14 protein-coding genes are annotated in these 15818 nt (G+C 70.5%); 1 reads left to right on the forward strand and 13 read right to left on the reverse strand.

The features are described from left to right. Positions 1-129 precede the first annotated feature (129 nt). The 12 genes from OG389_RS09415 to OG389_RS09470 form a co-directional block, all read right to left on the reverse strand. Positions 130-465 carry an RNA polymerase-binding protein RbpA gene (locus OG389_RS09415; protein ID WP_007263454.1) on the reverse strand — a complete coding sequence of 112 codons (336 nt, stop codon included), beginning with the start codon at positions 463-465 and terminating at the stop codon, positions 130-132. Between the two features lie 178 nt (positions 466-643). Continuing rightward, positions 644-880: a preprotein translocase subunit SecG gene (gene secG / locus OG389_RS09420; protein WP_328298005.1), complete on the reverse strand. Its 237-nt coding sequence runs from the start codon at positions 878-880 to the stop codon at positions 644-646. Between the two features lie 136 nt (positions 881-1016). Then, on the reverse strand, positions 1017-1793 hold the full coding sequence (gene tpiA / locus OG389_RS09425) for a triose-phosphate isomerase (RefSeq protein WP_328298006.1): 777 nt from the start codon (positions 1791-1793) through the stop codon (positions 1017-1019). Between the two features lie 5 nt (positions 1794-1798). Further along, on the reverse strand, positions 1799-3010 hold the full coding sequence (locus tag OG389_RS09430; RefSeq protein WP_328298007.1) for a phosphoglycerate kinase: 1212 nt from the start codon (positions 3008-3010) through the stop codon (positions 1799-1801). A gap of 142 nt (positions 3011-3152) precedes the next feature. Further along, on the reverse strand, positions 3153-4157 hold the full coding sequence (gene gap / locus OG389_RS09435) for a type I glyceraldehyde-3-phosphate dehydrogenase (RefSeq protein WP_243338363.1): 1005 nt from the start codon (positions 4155-4157) through the stop codon (positions 3153-3155). Positions 4158-4365: 208 nt separating this feature from the next. Further along, the gene (locus OG389_RS09440; protein WP_328298008.1) at positions 4366-7326 is read right to left on the reverse strand and encodes a M14 family metallopeptidase; all 2961 of its coding nucleotides are present in this window, start codon (positions 7324-7326) and stop codon (positions 4366-4368) included. A gap of 148 nt (positions 7327-7474) precedes the next feature. Continuing rightward, complete coding sequence (whiA, locus tag OG389_RS09445) at positions 7475-8476, reverse strand: DNA-binding protein WhiA (RefSeq protein ID WP_112449750.1); 1002 nt, start codon at positions 8474-8476, stop codon at positions 7475-7477. Further along, entirely contained in the window at positions 8467-9537 is a 1071-nt protein-coding gene (locus OG389_RS09450; protein ID WP_328298009.1) for a gluconeogenesis factor YvcK family protein, read from the reverse strand. Before OG389_RS09450 ends, whiA begins: the two co-directional genes overlap by 10 nt. Continuing rightward, entirely contained in the window at positions 9534-10529 is a 996-nt protein-coding gene (rapZ, locus tag OG389_RS09455; RefSeq protein ID WP_328298010.1) for an RNase adapter RapZ, read from the reverse strand. Before rapZ ends, OG389_RS09450 begins: the two co-directional genes overlap by 4 nt. Further along, positions 10526-12553: an excinuclease ABC subunit UvrC gene (uvrC, locus tag OG389_RS09460; protein WP_328298011.1), complete on the reverse strand. Its 2028-nt coding sequence runs from the start codon at positions 12551-12553 to the stop codon at positions 10526-10528. Before uvrC ends, rapZ begins: the two co-directional genes overlap by 4 nt. A 43-nt stretch (positions 12554-12596) precedes the next feature. Next, positions 12597-13373, reverse strand: coding sequence for a hypothetical protein (locus OG389_RS09465; protein ID WP_328298012.1), 777 nt, complete (start codon positions 13371-13373; stop codon positions 12597-12599). Between the two features lie 4 nt (positions 13374-13377). Further along, on the reverse strand, positions 13378-14037 hold the full coding sequence (locus tag OG389_RS09470) for a papain-like cysteine protease family protein (protein ID WP_328298013.1): 660 nt from the start codon (positions 14035-14037) through the stop codon (positions 13378-13380). 239 nt (positions 14038-14276) lie between these two features. On the opposite strand from OG389_RS09470, the gene OG389_RS09475 reads away from it, so the two are divergent. Next, entirely contained in the window at positions 14277-15260 is a 984-nt protein-coding gene (locus OG389_RS09475; protein ID WP_328298014.1) for a hypothetical protein, read from the forward strand. A gap of 86 nt (positions 15261-15346) precedes the next feature. Here the strand turns inward: OG389_RS09475 and OG389_RS09480 are convergent, their stop codons facing one another. After that, a complete protein-coding gene (locus OG389_RS09480; protein ID WP_328298015.1) occupies positions 15347-15778 on the reverse strand; it encodes a Rieske (2Fe-2S) protein in 432 nt (143 codons plus the stop codon). Positions 15779-15818 lie beyond the last annotated feature (40 nt).

The raw sequence follows: 15818 nt of genomic DNA on the forward strand, positions 1-15818 counted from the left end.
TCGTGCCCCGCCGTTCCCCAACCTAAGGGATGGGAAGCGGCACAACCGACACAAAGCGGCCCGGCCCGCGGGAGAGAGGACTCCCGCGGGCCGGGCCCGATGTCAGATCAGTTGTTCACGAGGGACGGGTCAGATCTCGCCGCGCAGTTTGGCGAGCGCCTCGGCGAGGATCGCCTCGCCGTCGGCGTCCGTGCGCCTCTCCCGTACGTACGCCAGGTGCGTCTTGTAGGGCTCGGTGCGCGGCGGCGCCGGCGGGTTGTCCCGGTCCTGACCGGCCGGGAACCCGCAGCGCGGGCAGTCCCAGGTATCCGGCACCTGCGCGTCGCTGGCGAAGCTCGGCTGCGTCTCGTGCCCGTTCGAGCACCAGAAGGAGATGCGCAGGCGGGGCGCGGACTCGCCGCGCTCGGCCTCACCCATCGGCCCCGCTCCGACCCGACTACCACGGATCGCGTTGCCACTTGCCACGGTCGTAACTCCCTGCGTGATGGTGCCGCGAAGCGTGAGTGGATTCCGTCGCGGGCGCCCAAGTCTACGTAAGGCCCAACGCCCGTCCAGGAGTGGAGTTACCCATTCCAGACAAGAACGCTGGACCTCATGATAGGCCGGAGGGAGCCGACCGGGCTGCCGGAATGGCCAGAACTCTTCAGCTGCTGGACTTCATGAGCAGACCGAGCGCGACGATGCATGCGAACCACAGCAGACCGATCACCACGGTGATGCGGTCCAGGTTGCGCTCCGCGACCGAGGAACCACCGACCGACGACTGCATACCGCCGCCGAACATGTCGGAAAGACCGCCGCCCTTGCCCTTGTGCATCAGCACGAGCAGCATCAGCAGGGCGCTGAAGACGACCAAGGCGATCTCGAACCCCAAAATCACGGCTGATTCCTACTTTCTGGGCTTTCTGGACTTTCCCGCATTGCCGATTACGAGCACGGGGGCCAGCAGCTCGTTCAGCCTGCTGGCCTCCGCAAGGGTACGACGGATCCGCCCTACCGCATACTCACGACGACCGTCACTGGTCGCGGAACCGCACGATCTTGACGAACTCGTCCGCGTCCAGCGCCGCGCCACCGATCAGGGCGCCGTCGACGTCGGGCTGGGCCATGATCGCGGCGATGTTGCCGGACTTGACCGAGCCGCCGTACTGGATGCGGACCTTGTCGGCCAGCTCCTGCGTGTAGAGCTCCGCGAGACGGACGCGGATGGCACCGCAGACCTCCTGCGCGTCCTCGGGGGTGGCGACCTCGCCGGTACCGATCGCCCAGACGGGCTCGTACGCGATCACGATTGACTCGACCTGTTCGGCCGGAACGTCCTTGAGGCCGCCGTCGAGCTGGCTCAGCGTGTACGGGACCTGCTGGCCGGCCTTGCGGATGTCCAGGCCCTCGCCGACGCACAGGATCGGGGTGATCCCGTGCTTGTAGGCGGCCTTGACCTTGGCGTTGCAGATCTCGTCGGTCTCGCCGTGGTACTGGCGGCGCTCACTGTGGCCGACGGCCACGAACGCGCACTTCAGCTTCGACAGCATGGGGCCGGAGATCTCGCCGGTGTAGGCGCCGGAGTCGTACGCCGAGATGTCCTGGGCGCCGTACTTGATCTTCAGCTTGTCGCCGTCGACCAGGGTCTGGACCGAACGGAGGTCGACGAAGGGCGGCAGGACCGCGACCTCGACGGCGTCGAAGTCCTTGTCGGCCAGGGCGAAGGCGAGCCTCTGGACGTGGGCGATGGCCTCGAGGTGGTTGAGGTTCATCTTCCAGTTGCCCGCCATCAGCGGGGTACGCGTGGTCATGCGGTTCAGACCTCCAGTGCGGCGAGGCCGGGGAGCGTCTTGCCCTCGAGGTATTCGAGGGAGGCGCCACCACCGGTCGAAATGTGGCCGAAAGCGTTCTCGTCGAACCCGAGCGTGCGCACGGCGGCGGCCGAGTCGCCACCGCCGACGACCGTGAAGGCGCTGCTGTCGACGAGGGCCTGCGCGATCGCGCGGGTGCCACCGGCGTAGTCGGGGTGCTCGAAGACGCCCACGGGACCGTTCCAGAAGACGGTCTCGGCGTCGGTGATCTTCGAGGCGTACAGCTCGCGGGTCCTGGGACCGATGTCCAGACCCTCCTGGTCCGCGGGGATCTTGTCCGCGTCCACGGTGATGAAGTCCGCCGGGGCCTTGGTCTTCAGGTCCGGGAAGTCCTTGGAGGCGAGGATGTCGACCGGGAGGACCAGCTCGACGCCGTTCTTCTCGGCGCGCTCCATGTACTCCTTGACGACGTCCACCTGGTCCTTCTGGAGCAGGGAGATGCCGACCTCGTAGCCCTTGGCGTAGAGGAAGGTGTAAGCCATGCCGCCGCCGATGAGCAGGCGGTCGGCCTTGCCGAGCAGCTCGTCGATGACGGCGAGCTTGTCGGAGACCTTGGCGCCGCCGAGGATGACCACGTACGGGCGCTTGACCTCGGCGGTCAGCTTCTTCAGGACGCCGACCTCGGTGGCGATGAGGTAGCCGGCCGCGTGCGGGAGGCGCGCGGGGAGGTCGAAGACCGAGGCGTGCTTGCGGTGGACAGCGCCGAAGCCGTCGCCGACGTAGATGTCGGCGAGCTCGGCGAGCTGGTCCGCGAAGGCGCCGCGCTCGGCGTCGTCCTTGGCGGTCTCACCGGCGTTGAAGCGCAGGTTCTCGATGACGGCGACCGAGCCGTCGGCGAGGGCGGCGACGGTCTCCTTGGCGGAGGCGCCGACGGTGTCGGTGGCGAACGCGACGTCCGTGCCGAGCAGCTCCCCGAGGCGGGCCGCGGCCGGGGCGAGGGAGAAGGCCGGGTCCGGGGCGCCCTTGGGGCGGCCCAGGTGCGAGGCCACGACCACACGGGCACCGGCCTCGGCGAGCTTCGCGATGGTCGGCTGCACGGCGCGGATGCGGCCGTCATCGGTGATCTCACCGTTCGCGAGCGGCACGTTGAGGTCGGCGCGGACGAAGACCCGCTTACCGGACACACCCTCGGCGAGAAGTTCGTCGATCGTCTTCATTGCTGTTTCTACTCCTTTTCCCCGGCCGGATCCTGTATCCGTGCGGGGTGAGAGGTACAAGGCAAGCAACAGGGCCCGTACAGCGCTTCGTCGCGCTGCCCGAGCCCCGGTGCTCACATTGTGGTGCCTGCTGCCTTGGTGCTTAGAGCTGGCCGCCGACGAACACGGTCAGGTCGACGAGGCGGTTGGAGTAGCCCCACTCGTTGTCGTACCAGCCGATGACCTTGACGCTCTTGCCCTGGACCATGGTCAGGGAGGAGTCGAAGGTGCAGGAGTACGGCCAGTTCACGATGTCGGAGGAGACGATCGCGTCCTCGGTGTAGTCCAGGATGCCCTTGAGCTGGCCCTGGGAAGCCTTCTGGAAGGCCGAGTTGACCTCGTCCTTGGTGACTTCGCGCTCGAGCTCGATGACGAGGTCGGTGACGGAACCGGTGGGGACCGGGACGCGCATCGCGATGCCGTCGAGCTTGCCCGCCAGCTCCGGGATGACCAGCGCGGTGGCCTTGGCGGCACCCGTGGTGGTCGGGATGATGTTCTCGGCGGCGGCGCGGGCGCGGCGCAGGTCCGAGTGCGGGAAGTCCAGGATGCGCTGGTCGTTCGTGTACGCGTGGACCGTCGTCATCATGCCCTTGACGATGCCGAAGTTCTCCAGGAGGACCTTGGCCATCGGCGCCACACAGTTGGTGGTGCAAGAGGCGTTGGAGATGACGTGGTGGTTGGCCGCGTCGTACTTCTCCTGGTTGACGCCCATCACGATCGTGATGTCCTCGTCCTTGGCCGGAGCCGAGATGAGGACCTTCTTCGCGCCGGCCGCGATGTGCTTGGCGGCGTCGGCCTTCTTCGTGAAGATGCCGGTCGACTCGATGACGATGTCGGCACCCAGCTCGCCCCAGGGGAGGTTCGCGGGGTCGCGCTCGGCGAAGGTCTTGAAGGTGTTGCCGCCGACGGTGATGGTGTCGTCGGTGTGGCTGACCTCGGCCTTGAGACGGCCCAGGATCGTGTCGTACTTGAGAAGGTGCACCAGGGTGGCATTGTCAGTCAGGTCGTTGACACCGACGATCTCGATGTCCGCTCCCTGCTCCAGGAGCGCACGGAAGTAGTTGCGGCCAATTCGGCCAAAACCGTTGATGCCTACGCGGATCGTCACGAACCGATCTCCTCGTTGGTGCGCCGGCCTGTCCGCCGGCGAGCTGTATGGGATGTCCCCGACCGCTTACGACCCTACCTCTCCGTGAGCTTCGGAGTGACATCGACCATCCTCGGACACGCCCCGAAGCCCCGCACTCCGGGACGAGTACGGGACCTCGGGGACTTTCGACCCCGTCACTCAACGTGAGCGAATACGGGGCGCCTGATCAGCGGTTAAGCGAGCGCAGCGCCTTACCGACGAGTACGGCGCGGTCGGCTGCCGCCGGCACGTGCTCCAGACCGAAGCCCAGGAGCACGGTGTTACGCGTAGTGACTGCCGCGTAGGACTTGAACAGCTCTCCCGACCGGGACCAATCGCCCGGAACATCAGGACTTCCGGCGGGTGCGCCCTGGGCGGTCCAGGCACCGAGCGAGGACTCGAAGCCCTCGGCCGCCTGGTCGGTCCCGCCGACCGATACGCGCGCCTCGTCCGCGAACACGCCGCGGCCGCCCGAGCCCGGGTCGGTGATGTAGGAGAGGGAGACCTCGACGCTCTTGCCCGCGTACGCGCTCAGGTCGAAGGAGACCTGCTGCCAGCCGCCGGAGGAGCCGGTGAAGGTGTTCCAGGAGCCGCTGGTGCCCTGCGGGGCGCAGCCTCCGCCTTCGAGGGTGAGGTAGTGGCGCAGGAAGGGGTGGTCGTTGATGAGGAACCCGGCCCCGCACTCCTCGGGAACGGTGGTGGAGCTCAGACCGCCGGCCTCGGGGAGCGTGGTCCAGTCGTCGCCGCCCGCGGTACGGGACTCCAGGACCGCGTGGTCGTAGCCCTCCTCGGTGTTCCAGTTGAGGGCCATCTTGAGCTTCGGCTGGTCGGCCGCGCTGACCCCGGTGAGGTCGATGGTGCGGGTGAGGCGCTTCCAGTCGTCGTCGGCGTGCGTGGCCGAGGCCATCGAGGCGCCGGCGTACGGGGCGTACGGGTTGGTGACTCCGGCGTACTGGCCCGCCTGCGCGCTCTTGAACTGCGGGAACTGGGCCGCCGGCAGGGTGTCGGAGGTGACGGTGTAGGAGCCGGGGCGGTCGAGCGGGTTGCCCGCGGCGCTGCCGAGGGCGCCCTTGGCGCCGGTCAGGGAGCCCGCGCCGGTGAAGCCGGTGGGGCCGGTGACGCCCGCGCGGCCGTAGGCGCCGAGGTAGTACTGGCTGAAGTCGTCGGTCACGGCGCGGCCGACCTGGGCGTTGCCGCCCGCCAGCTCACCGGCCTCGACCAGCTTGCCGCCCTCGTTGAGGAAGTCGCGTACCGCCAGCTGGGTGTCGCCGCCCGGTGACTTGGCCCCCGTGTAGTGGACGGCCGTGCGGAAGTGGGAGAGGACGCCGAGGTGGTGCGGAACACCCTGGACGGCCACGTCCCAGACCGCCGCGCTCCTGCCGTTGGCGCGCAGGGCGTCCACGTACTCCTGGGCGTGCTGCGCGGGGGCGCCCTCTTCGGCGATCACAAGGACGTCGGCGCGCGGCCGCTGGGCGACCGTGTAGGTGAAGTGCTCGCTGGAGACCTTCTTGCCGGTGCGGTCGCGGCCGGTGAACCAGACCTCGACCTTGTCGCCGGGCTTCGTGCCGTCGACCTTGGCCCGGTACTCGTCGAACCAGTTGTTGTCGTCGCCGCCGTAGACGTCACCGCCCTTCCAGGCCTTGAGGTCCTCGTCGTGGGTGCGGCCCCCGTTGACCTTGAAGTTCAGTTCCTTGTCCTTCAGCGCCTTGCGGGCGGTGACGGAGACCGTCTGGTCCTCGCCGCGGGCCGCGTAGGAGGTGGTGAAGGGGTCGAGGGTGAAGTCCGGGGCGGTCAGGCCTACGGAGGACTTCGGCTGGTCCGGGTGCTCGGCGCTCTCGGCCACGGACAGCGCGAAGGGGATGTTCTTGGTGAACTCCGCCTGGATGAGCTTCTCGTCGTCCGGGAAGTTGAAGCCGGAGGCGCAGTCCTCGGACTTCCACCGGTCGTTCGGGTCGCTCTCGGAGGCCGTCTGGCAGGTGGTCATCTCCGGGGTGAACATCATGACGCCGTTGGCGTTGGCGGCCTGGCTGTCGGCCTCGCCGTTGGTGGTGTAGAGCTCCGAGGAGACCTGGGGGTAGTAGCCGGGGACGGCCGAGTTCTCCGGGGTGCCGGCGAGCGCCTTGTAGGCGATGTCGTCGGGGGTCGGGGTGGCCACCTGCCAGCCCACGCCGTAGAGCAGCAGCTCGGCGGCCGAGTGGTAGTTGACGGCGTAGTCGAAGCCGATGCGCTTCTGGAACGTGTCGAGGGCGACCGTCTCGGGCTCGGAGGCGGCCTTGGGTCCGCGGTAGGTCTCGCTCGACAGGTTGGGCGAGGAGCCCTCGTTGTCGTAGCCCCACTTGTAGGCGAAGTTGCGGTTGAGGTCGACGCCGTCGCCGGCGGTGATCTTGCCGTCGCCGTTGTTGTCGCGCAGGTTCTTGCGCCACAGCCGCTGGCCGTCGGGGGCGAAGGTGTAGTCGTAGCCGTCGGGGTTGGCGGAGAGCAGGAACCACAGCTCGGTGGAGTCCACCAGCTTGGTGATCCGCGGATCCTTGCCGTAGTTGTCGAGGGTGTGGTGCATCAGCCGCCGGGTCATCTCGGGGGTGATCCACTCGCGGGCGTGCTGGTTGGACATGTACAGCACGGAGGGCTTGTCGCCGTCCTTGGCCTTCTTGGCGTTCTTGGTGACCTTGAGGGCGAGGATGTCCTTGCCCTGGACGGTCTTGCCGATGGAGACGACCTTGGTGAGGCCGGGGTTCTCCTGGGCCGTGCGGAGGATCTCCTCCTGCAGCCCGCCCTTGCCGCTGTACGGGCGGAACACGCCGTCGCCGGCCGCCAGGGTGCGCGCCGCGGCCTTGGCCGCGACCTTGCGCTCGGCGAGCTTGATCCCCTTGGCCGCCAGGTCCTTGGCCTGGTCGCCGGTGAGGAAGAGCTCGACCTCGGCGGTCCCGGTGGCCGGGGCGCGTTCGGAGAGCTCGTGCCCGTCCTGGCCCGCGGCCAGGACGAGCGGGACCTGTTCCCTGGTGATCTCGGCGTCGTAGACCCGTACCTCGTCGGCGGCGGACTTCGCGGCCGCCTCGGCCTGCGCGTGGGCCGCCGCGGGTAGTGCGGCCAAAGTGGTGCCGAAGACGAGTGCGCTTGCGGCGAGGATCGATCTCGCGCGGTGCCTCATGTGCCCCCCTGGGCGTCGTCTGACACGAAAGCTGTCGTCTGCCACGAAAGCTTCGGACGACAGGCTCACGACCAGTCCATGCTCATGTCAATGGGGCCTACGGAAAGAGGCCCGCACGAGTGATCGCGCGGGCCCCCTTCCGAGGGGCTCAGCCGGCCATGTTGTCGGCCAGTTCCTCGCTGTCGCTGAGGTCGAGGTTCGACTCCGTACCCGGGATGCCGAGGTCCTGGGCGCGCTTGTCGGCCATCGCCAGCAGGCGGCGGATCCGGCCAGCGACCGCGTCCTTGGTCAGCGGCGGGTCGGCGAGCGCGCCCAGTTCCTCCAGAGAGGCCTGCTTGTGCTCCATGCGCAGCCGGCCGGCCGCCGCGAGGTGCTCGGGGACCTCCTCGGCGAGGATCTCCAGGGCACGCTGCACCCGGGCTCCGGCGGCCACCGCGGCCCGCGCCGAGCGGCGCAGGTTGGCGTCGTCGAAGTTGGCGAGGCGGTTGGCGGTGGCGCGCACTTCGCGCCGCATCCGCCGCTCCTCCCAGGCCAGCACCGAGTCGTGGGCGCCGAGCCGGGTCAGCAGGGCTCCGATGGCGTCCCCGTCCCGTACGACGACCCGGTCCACGCCGCGGACCTCGCGGGCCTTCGCGGCGATGGAGAGCCGGCGGGCGGCGCCGACCAGGGCCAGGGCGGCCTCCGGGCCGGGGCAGGTGACCTCCAGGGAGGAGGAGCGTCCCGGCTCGGTGAGCGAGCCGTGGGCCAGGAAGGCCCCGCGCCAGGCCGCCTCGGCGTCGCAGGTGGCCCCGGAGACCACCTGCGGGGGAAGACCCCGGATCGGACGGCCGCGGCCGTCCACGAGCCCGGTCTGGCGCGCCAGCTGGTCACCGCCGGCGACCACGCGGACCACGTACCGGTTGCCCCGGCGCAAGCCGCCGGGAGCCATGATCACCAGATCCGAGGAGTGCCCGAAGATCTCCAGGATGTCCTTGCGCAGGCGGCGGGCCGCGATCCCCGCGTCCAGTTCCGCCTCGATGACGATCCGGCCGCTCACCAGGTGCAACCCGCCCGCGAACCGAAGAATCGCCGAGACCTCCGCCTTCCTGCAGCAGGTGCGGGTGACGGGCAGGCGGGCGATCTCATCCTTCACCGCGGGCGTCATCGCCATGGGCCGATCCTTCCATGCATCCGAAAAATACGGTCGTACGCGGCGGCGAGCAGCTCCGGATCATGCTTCGGAGAGCCGTCCTGCCTGGCAACCGGCGCCAGCTCGACCGCGGCACCGAACCGTTTTGCGGCATCGGCGAGGGACTCGCGGTCGGGCACGGCGGCCTGATCGGCCAGCACCACGTCCAGGGCGAGTTTAGGGGCGTGTCGGGCCAAAACCTCCAAATGACGCTGCGGAGAGAAGCCCTCTGTTTCGCCGGGTTGCGGAGCGAGGTTCAGCGAGAGGACCCGTCGGGCCTTCGTCTCGATCAGCGCGTCGAGCAGTTCCGGCACCAGCAGGTGCGGAATCACGGACGAGAACCAGGACCCCGGACCGAGCACCACCCAGTCCGCGTCGAGCACCGCCGCGACCGCTTCCGGCACCGCCGGCGGATCGGCCGGCACCACCTGCACGGAGAGCACCTCGCCGGGGGTCAGCGCCACCGTGGCCTGCCCCCGTACGGTGTCCACGTCCTCGGGGCGGGCCGGATCGTGGCCCTTGACCAGGGCCTGGAGCTCCAGGGGGACCGCAGACATCGGCAGGACACGGCCCTGGGCGCCGAGCAGCTTGCCGACGAGGTCCAGGGCCTGGACGGGGTCCCCGAGCTGCTCCCACAGGGCGACGATCAGCAGATTGCCGACCGCGTGCTCGTGCAGGTCGCCCTTGGACTGGAAGCGGTGCTGGATGACCCGTGCCCAGGTCTGACCCCAGTCGTCGTCACCGCACAGCGCGGCCAGCGCCTTGCGCAGGTCGCCGGGCGGCAGTACGCCCAGCTCCTCGCGCAGCCGGCCGCTGGAGCCTCCGTCGTCCGCGACGGTGACGACGGCGGTCAGCTCGCCCGTGATCCGGCGCAGGGCGGTCAGCGAGGCCGAGAGGCCCCTGCCGCCGCCGAGCGCCACGACCTTGGGCGCGACCACCTTGGGGGCCTCGCCGCGGCGCAGGCCGGTGCGGCCTTCGCCGTCCTCGCCGCGGCCGGAGGTGAGCCGGCGCAGGCGGCGGAGCCGCATGGTCCGTCCGGTCACTCGCGCCCCATGTCCCTGTGGACGACGACGGTCTCGACTCCCTCGGAGGCGAGGCGGGCGGCGAGCTTCTCCGACATGGCGACGCTGCGGTGCTTGCCGCCGGTGCAGCCGACCGCGATGGTCACGTACCGCTTGCCCTCGCGGCGGTAGCCGGTGGCGATGAGCTGGAGCAGCTCGGTGTAGCGGTCGAGGAACTCCTTGGCGCCGGGCTGGCTGAAGACGTAGCCCGACACCTCCTCGTTCAGCCCGGTGAAGGGGCGCAGCTCCGGGACCCAGTGCGGGTTGGGGATGAAGCGGCAGTCGACGACGAGGTCGGCGTCGACGGGGAGGCCGTACTTGTAGCCGAAGGACATGACGGTGGCCCGCAGCTCGGGCTCCTCGTCGCCCGCGAACTGGGCGTCCATCTTGGCGCGCAGCTCGTGCACGTTCAGGCTGGAGGTGTCGATGACCAGGTCGGCGTCGCCGCGCAGCTCGCGCAGCAGGTCGCGCTCGGCGGCGATGCCGTCGACGATGCGGCCGTCGCCCTGGAGCGGGTGCGGGCGGCGGACCGATTCGAAGCGGCGGACGAGGGCGTCGTCCGAGGACTCCAGGAAGACGATGCGCCGGGTGACCCCGCGGGCCTCCAGGTCGGAGAGGGACTCGCGCAGCGCGTCGAAGAACTGGCGGCCGCGGACGTCGACGACGACGGCGATGCGCGCCACGTTGCCCTGCGAGCGGGCGCCGAGTTCCACCATGGTGGTGATCAGCGCCGGCGGGAGGTTGTCCACGACGAACCAGCCGAGGTCCTCCAGGCACTTGGCCGCCGTACTGCGGCCGGCCCCGGACATTCCGGAGATGATCACCAGCTCGGGGATGGCCGCCTCGGCGGTATCTCCGGGCTCCACTGTCGTGCCCGTACTCACCTGTGCTCCGTCTCGGTCGTACTCGGATGCCGAATCACGCTCGGAATCATGCTCTGCTCCGCCGTCGTGCTGGGTTTCGCGCTCGGTCATTGCTCGGTCCCCCGTTCGGACGCTGCTCCCGCGGGTGCGGGTGTCTCATCCTCAATGATCTCCCCGGTCGCCGTATTGACGGCGGGACCGGCGGGAACCGCCTGGGCGAGGGCCACGGCCACCGCTTCGGCCGTCTTGCGGCCTATGCCCGGGACCTCGCAGATCTGGTCAATTGTCGCCTGCCGGAGCTTCTTCACCGAACCGAAGTGCTTGACCAGGGCCAGCCTGCGGCTCTCGCCCAGCCCGGGGACCTCGTCGAGCGGGCCGGCCTTCAGGCGTTTGCCCCGCTTGTTGCGCTGGTACTGGATGGCGAACCGGTGGGCTTCGTCACGCACCCGCTGGAGCAGGTACAGCCCCTCGCTGCTGCGGGGCAGCACCACCGGGTCGTCCTCCCCGGGCAGCCAGACCTCCTCTAGCCGCTTGGCCAGGCCGCACACGGCCACGTCGTCGATCCCCAGCTCCTCCAGGGCCCGCTTGGCGGCGGCCACCTGCGGCTGGCCGCCGTCGACCACGACGAGCTGCGGAGGATAGGCGAAGCGCTTGGGCCGCCCGTCGTCCTCGGGCGTCCGCGCCTCTTCGCCCTCTTCGCCCTCGGCGTCCGCGGGGGACCACTCCCCCGTCTTCAGCTTCTCCTGGAGGTAGCGGCGGAAGCGCCGCGAGACCACCTCGTGCATGGAGCGGACGTCGTCCTGACCCTCGAAGGTCTTGATCTGGAAGCGCCGGTACTCGCCCTTGCGCGCCAGCCCGTCCTCGAAGACCACCATCGAGGCCACGACGTCGTCGCCCTGCAGGTGCGAGATGTCGAAGCACTCGATGCGCAGCGGCGCGCCGTCCAGCTCCAGCGCCTCGGCGATCTCCTCCAGCGCTCGCGAGCGGGTGGTGAGGTCGCCGGCGCGCTTGGTCTTGTGCAGGGCGAGGGACTGCTGGGCGTTGCGGTGGACGGTCTCCATCAGCGCCTTCTTGTCGCCTCGCTGCGGGACGCGCAGGCTGACGTTGGACCCGCGCCGCTCGGCGAGCCACTGGCTCAGCGCGGGCGTGTCCTCGGGGAGCGTGGGGACCAGCACCTCCTTGGGGACGGCCTCGCCCTTCTCCTCCCCGTACAGCTGCTGCAGGGCGTGCTCGACCAGGCCGGCGGTGTCGACGGCCTCGACCTTGTCGGTGACCCAGCCGCGCTGGCCCCGGACCCGGCCGCCGCGTACGTGGAAGATCTGCACGGCAGCCTCGAGCTCGTCCTCGGCGACCGCGAACAGGTCGGCGTCGGTGGCGTCGGCGAGGACGACCGCGTTCTTCTCCATCGCCCGGCGCAGGGCCCCTATGTCGTCGCGCAGCCGGGCGGCCTTCTCGTACTCCATCTCCTCGGCGGCCTCGGTCATCTGCTGTTCGAGGCGGCTGAGGTAGGTGCCGGTGCGGCCGGCCATGAAGTCGCAGAAGTCCTCGGCGAGTTCGCGGTGCTCCTCGGGGGTGACCCGGCCGACGCAGGGCGCGGAGCACTTGCCGATGTAGCCGAGCAGGCAGGGGCGGCCGATCTGGGCGGAGCGCTTGAACACCCCGGCGGAGCAGGTGCGGACGGGGAAGACCCGGAGCATCAGGTCGACGGTCTCGCGGATGGCCCAGGCGTGCCCGTACGGGCCGAAGTAGCGCACGCCCTTCTTCTTGGGGCCGCGCATGACCTGGACCCGCGGGTAGTCCTCGTTCATGGTGACGGCGAGGGAGGGGTAGCTCTTGTCGTCCCGGTACTTCACGTTGAACCGGGGGTCGAACTCCTTGATCCAGGAGTACTCGAGCTGCAGCGCCTCGACCTCGGTGGAGACCACGGTCCACTCGACGGAGGCGGCCGTGGTCACCATGGTGGCGGTACGGGGATGCAGCCCGGCCAGGTCCTGGAAGTAACTGGCCAGCCTCTGGCGCAGGCTCTTGGCCTTCCCGACGTAGATCACCCGGCGGTGCTCGTCGCGGAACTTGTAGACCCCCGGGGAGTCCGGGATCTGTCCCGGCTCGGGGCGGTAGCTGGAAGGGTCGGCCATGACGACCACCCTACTGTCGCCCGCCGACAACCGGTCCGTGGCGCTACGGGGTCCGGCCGCCCGTCGGGCGGCCGGACCCCGGGGTGGCTACGCCTGCACCACCCGCCGGTGCCGGGACGCCGGACCCGGAACCGGAGGATGACGCGGCGGTGGCTTCCGTGGGGGCGAAGCCACCGGCCTTCCCGGACCTGCCGTAGGCGGACCCCGGCAGCTTGTCCCCGTAGGCCTTCACGACCCGTGTCCGGTAGTCCGCGAGGCTCGTTCCCCGCGCGCCGACGGCCGTCACCGCGTCCTCGTCGAGCGGCAGCACCCGCTCGTCCCGGGCCACGTACCAGGCGTCGATCTGCGGCTCGCGGAAGACCGTCCCGCCGGGGAGCTTCTCCGCTCCGAGCCGCGCGTAGCGGAACTCGTCGTCACCCGTGGCGATGTTCACCACCTGCCAGCCCGCTTCCGTCCTGGCGGTCCACAGCGCGGCCCGCTGCCCGTCCGAGGAGACGGCCTGGCTGGCGAGGAACTCCAGCCGGGCCACGGAGGCCCCTGCCTTCCCGGCGACGAACTCCGGCGACAGGTAGTTCACGGGGATCGCCCCGCCCTCGATGCGGGGCTGGGCGGAGGTCGGCGAGACCTTGCCCTCACGGGCGAAGAAGCGGGACAGGGTGGCGAGCGTGTCGGGGGCCGACGCCGCGCGCCCGGCGTCGGCCCGGTTCTCGGCGGTGGCGTTCTGGGGCTGTGGCACGGGCGCCGCGGAGGCGGCCTGGGCGGGGGCCAGGGCCAGTACGGCGGTCGCGGCGACGACGGCCGCGGCGAGGCGAGGATTCATGAGGTCACGCCCCGATCCGGTAGAGCGAGTGGGTCCAGGAGAAGGTGCTGTTGTCCACGTACCAGGCGTGGGAGGCCCAGTTGTAGCGGTCGCTGGAAGGCCACGGGTCACCCCAGTACACCCAGCTGCTGGCGGTGTCGTAGCCGTAGATGACGTGCATGTGGCCGCCGCCGTTGGCCCACTGGATGCGGGTCTCGACCGGGCGGTTGGCGTTGATCTCGGACTGGACGGTGGAGTACTGGAGCCAGCCGGTCACGTAGGAGCCGGAGTTGATGCCGGCCCAGCGCAGGGCGGTCTGCACATTGGCCAGATTGGCCTGGTTGTTGGGGCAGTCGTAGCCCTGCTGGCGGTTGAAGGCGGCGTTGCAGAACTGGTTCTGGCTGTAGGTGCGGCCGAACCAGGTGGCGACGGTGTTGCCGGAGGCGGCCCAGCACCAGTTGGTCTTCTGCTGCGCCTGCATGGTGATGTTCAGCCGCTTGGAGGCCAGGGCGGCGCTGCCCGTGGTCTCGGCGGTCCCGGTGTTCACGGCGGTCGTGGTGCCCGTACCGGCGGCGGCATCGGCGGCGGTGGCGGTGGCGGTGGCGGTGGCCGCAGCGGTGGGCAGGGCGAGGAGCAGGGCGGTGATGAGGGCGGCCGGGGAAAGCCGCCGGTTTCGGTTGCGCATCGCGTTCCTCCCAAGGTGGGGAGTGGGGGTGGAGGAGCGCGTCCGGACGCTGTGAAGGAGCATCAGGGAGTTGTCGGGAACAGGTCAACACGCTTCAATTCGGTGTGACATCGCGGTGTGAACGGTGGGGCCAGAGTGTGAACGTCCGCCACCGCCCCACCTGCCCCCACCGGTACCAGGAGCGCCACCCGCCAGGGCGTCCGCACCGCGTCGCGTGAACGTTCACAGGAGGAGCCGCCATGCGGTCGAACGCGAACGGCACCCCCTCGGACGGATCCCTCTCGGACAGATCCCTCCCGGACGACCCCCCGGACCTCGCGCACCTGCTACGGGAAGGCCCCTTCCACCTCGCGCTGCGCGCCGCCCTCACCGCCCGCGGCCTCCCCCTGCACCGGGTGCAGCACCGGCTCGCCGCCCGCGGCATCAAGCTGGGGGTGACCAGCCTCAGTTACTGGCAGCAGGGTGCCCGGCGGCCCCGCCGCCCCGAGTCCCTGAGGGCCGTACGGGCCCTGGAGCAGATCCTGGAGCTGCCCGGGGGCACCCTGCTGCGGCTGCTGGCCTCGCCGGATCCCGCCGCGCCCGGGACGGGCCGGCCGCCCGCGCGTTCGTACCGGGCGCTGTTCAGCGTGGGCGCGACCGTGGAATCGCTGCTGGCCGGCATGGAGCTGCCCGCCGACGGCGGCCTGCACACCGTCGGCCACCACGAGCGGGTGCGGATCGGACCCGGCGGGGAGATGCTGGGCCGCGAATCGCAGCACGTCGTACGGGCCCACCGGGACGGGGTCGACCGGTACATCGCCGTCCACCAGGGCGACCCGGGCTGCGATCCGGCGCGGATCCGGGTGCGGGCCGACGAGAACTGCCGGACCGGGCGGATCCGCCGCCACCCCGAGGCCGAGGTGGTCGTCGCCGAGCTGCTCTTCGACGCCCGGCTGCGGGCCGGGGACACGTACGTCTTCGGCTACGGCTTCGAGGACGGCACCGGCGGCCGCAGCACCGAGTACGTGCGCGGCTTCAGCTACACGGGCGGGCAGTACGTGCTCCAGGTCCGCTTCGACGAGGCCGCGCTGCCGGTGCGCTGCCGCCGCTTCAGCCGCAGCGGGCCGGACGCGCCGCGCGGACGGCTCGCGGACCTGAACCCGAGCGGACCGCACCGGGCCGTGCACCTGGTGGAACAGGGGGTGCGGCGCGGGATCCTGGGGATCGGCTGGCACTGGGAGTGAGCCCGGCGGCGGGGCGGGCCGGGAGTGGGGCGCGTGAGCCGGGCAAGGGCCCGGGATCGGGATGGGGGCCCGCGATCGGCGGCGCGTCAGCCGGCGACGAGCTTGCCGCCCTCGGCCTTCACCGGGATCTCCGGCAGCGGGCTGGAGGCCGGGCCGTGCAGCACCTTGCCCGTGGTCACGTCGAAGCGGCTGCCGTGGCAGGGGCAGTTCCCCTCACCCTCGACGATCTTGTCCAGGACGCAGCCCGCGTGGGTGCACTGGGCGCTGAAGGCCTTGTACTGGCCCGCCTCCGCACAGCTGACCAGGATCTTCTTCTCCCGGAACAGCTTCGCGCCGCCCACCGGAACCTCGCTCGCCGCACCCAGCTCCACGGGCTCGGCGGGGACCGCCGGGGAGCCCGAGCCGCTGTTGGTCTCGGTGGAGCAGGCCGTGAGCGCCACCGCTCCGCCGGCGGCTCCGACTATCGCGGCGGCGCCCTTGAGGACGGTACGGCGGGCGGCCGACTGCTGCGCGGACATGCGGTTCTCCCGGGGTGAGGGTGGGGCTGCGGCTGGGCCC

Origin of the sequence: Streptomyces sp. NBC_00435 (genome assembly GCF_036014235.1) — a bacterium.
Classification (GTDB): domain Bacteria; phylum Actinomycetota; class Actinomycetes; order Streptomycetales; family Streptomycetaceae; genus Streptomyces.

Bases quoted from the DNA above. Each gene is read 5' to 3' on its own strand.
- tpiA (WP_328298006.1), bottom strand. From the start codon at position 1,793: ATGACCACGCGTACCCCGCTGATGGCGGGCAACTGGAAGATGAACCTC.
- OG389_RS09430 (WP_328298007.1), bottom strand. From the start codon at position 3,010: ATGAAGACGATCGACGAACTTCTCGCCGAGGGTGTGTCCGGTAAGCGG.
- OG389_RS09440 (WP_328298008.1), bottom strand. From the start codon at position 7,326: ATGAGGCACCGCGCGAGATCGATCCTCGCCGCAAGCGCACTCGTCTTC.
- whiA (WP_112449750.1), bottom strand. From the start codon at position 8,476: ATGGCGATGACGCCCGCGGTGAAGGATGAGATCGCCCGCCTGCCCGTC.
- rapZ (WP_328298010.1), bottom strand. From the start codon at position 10,529: ATGACCGAGCGCGAAACCCAGCACGACGGCGGAGCAGAGCATGATTCC.
- uvrC (WP_328298011.1), bottom strand. From the start codon at position 12,553: ATGGCCGACCCTTCCAGCTACCGCCCCGAGCCGGGACAGATCCCGGAC.
- OG389_RS09465 (WP_328298012.1), bottom strand. From the start codon at position 13,373: ATGAATCCTCGCCTCGCCGCGGCCGTCGTCGCCGCGACCGCCGTACTG.
- OG389_RS09470 (WP_328298013.1), bottom strand. From the start codon at position 14,037: ATGCGCAACCGAAACCGGCGGCTTTCCCCGGCCGCCCTCATCACCGCC.
- OG389_RS09475 (WP_328298014.1), top strand. From the start codon at position 14,277: ATGCGGTCGAACGCGAACGGCACCCCCTCGGACGGATCCCTCTCGGAC.
- OG389_RS09480 (WP_328298015.1), bottom strand. From the start codon at position 15,778: ATGTCCGCGCAGCAGTCGGCCGCCCGCCGTACCGTCCTCAAGGGCGCC.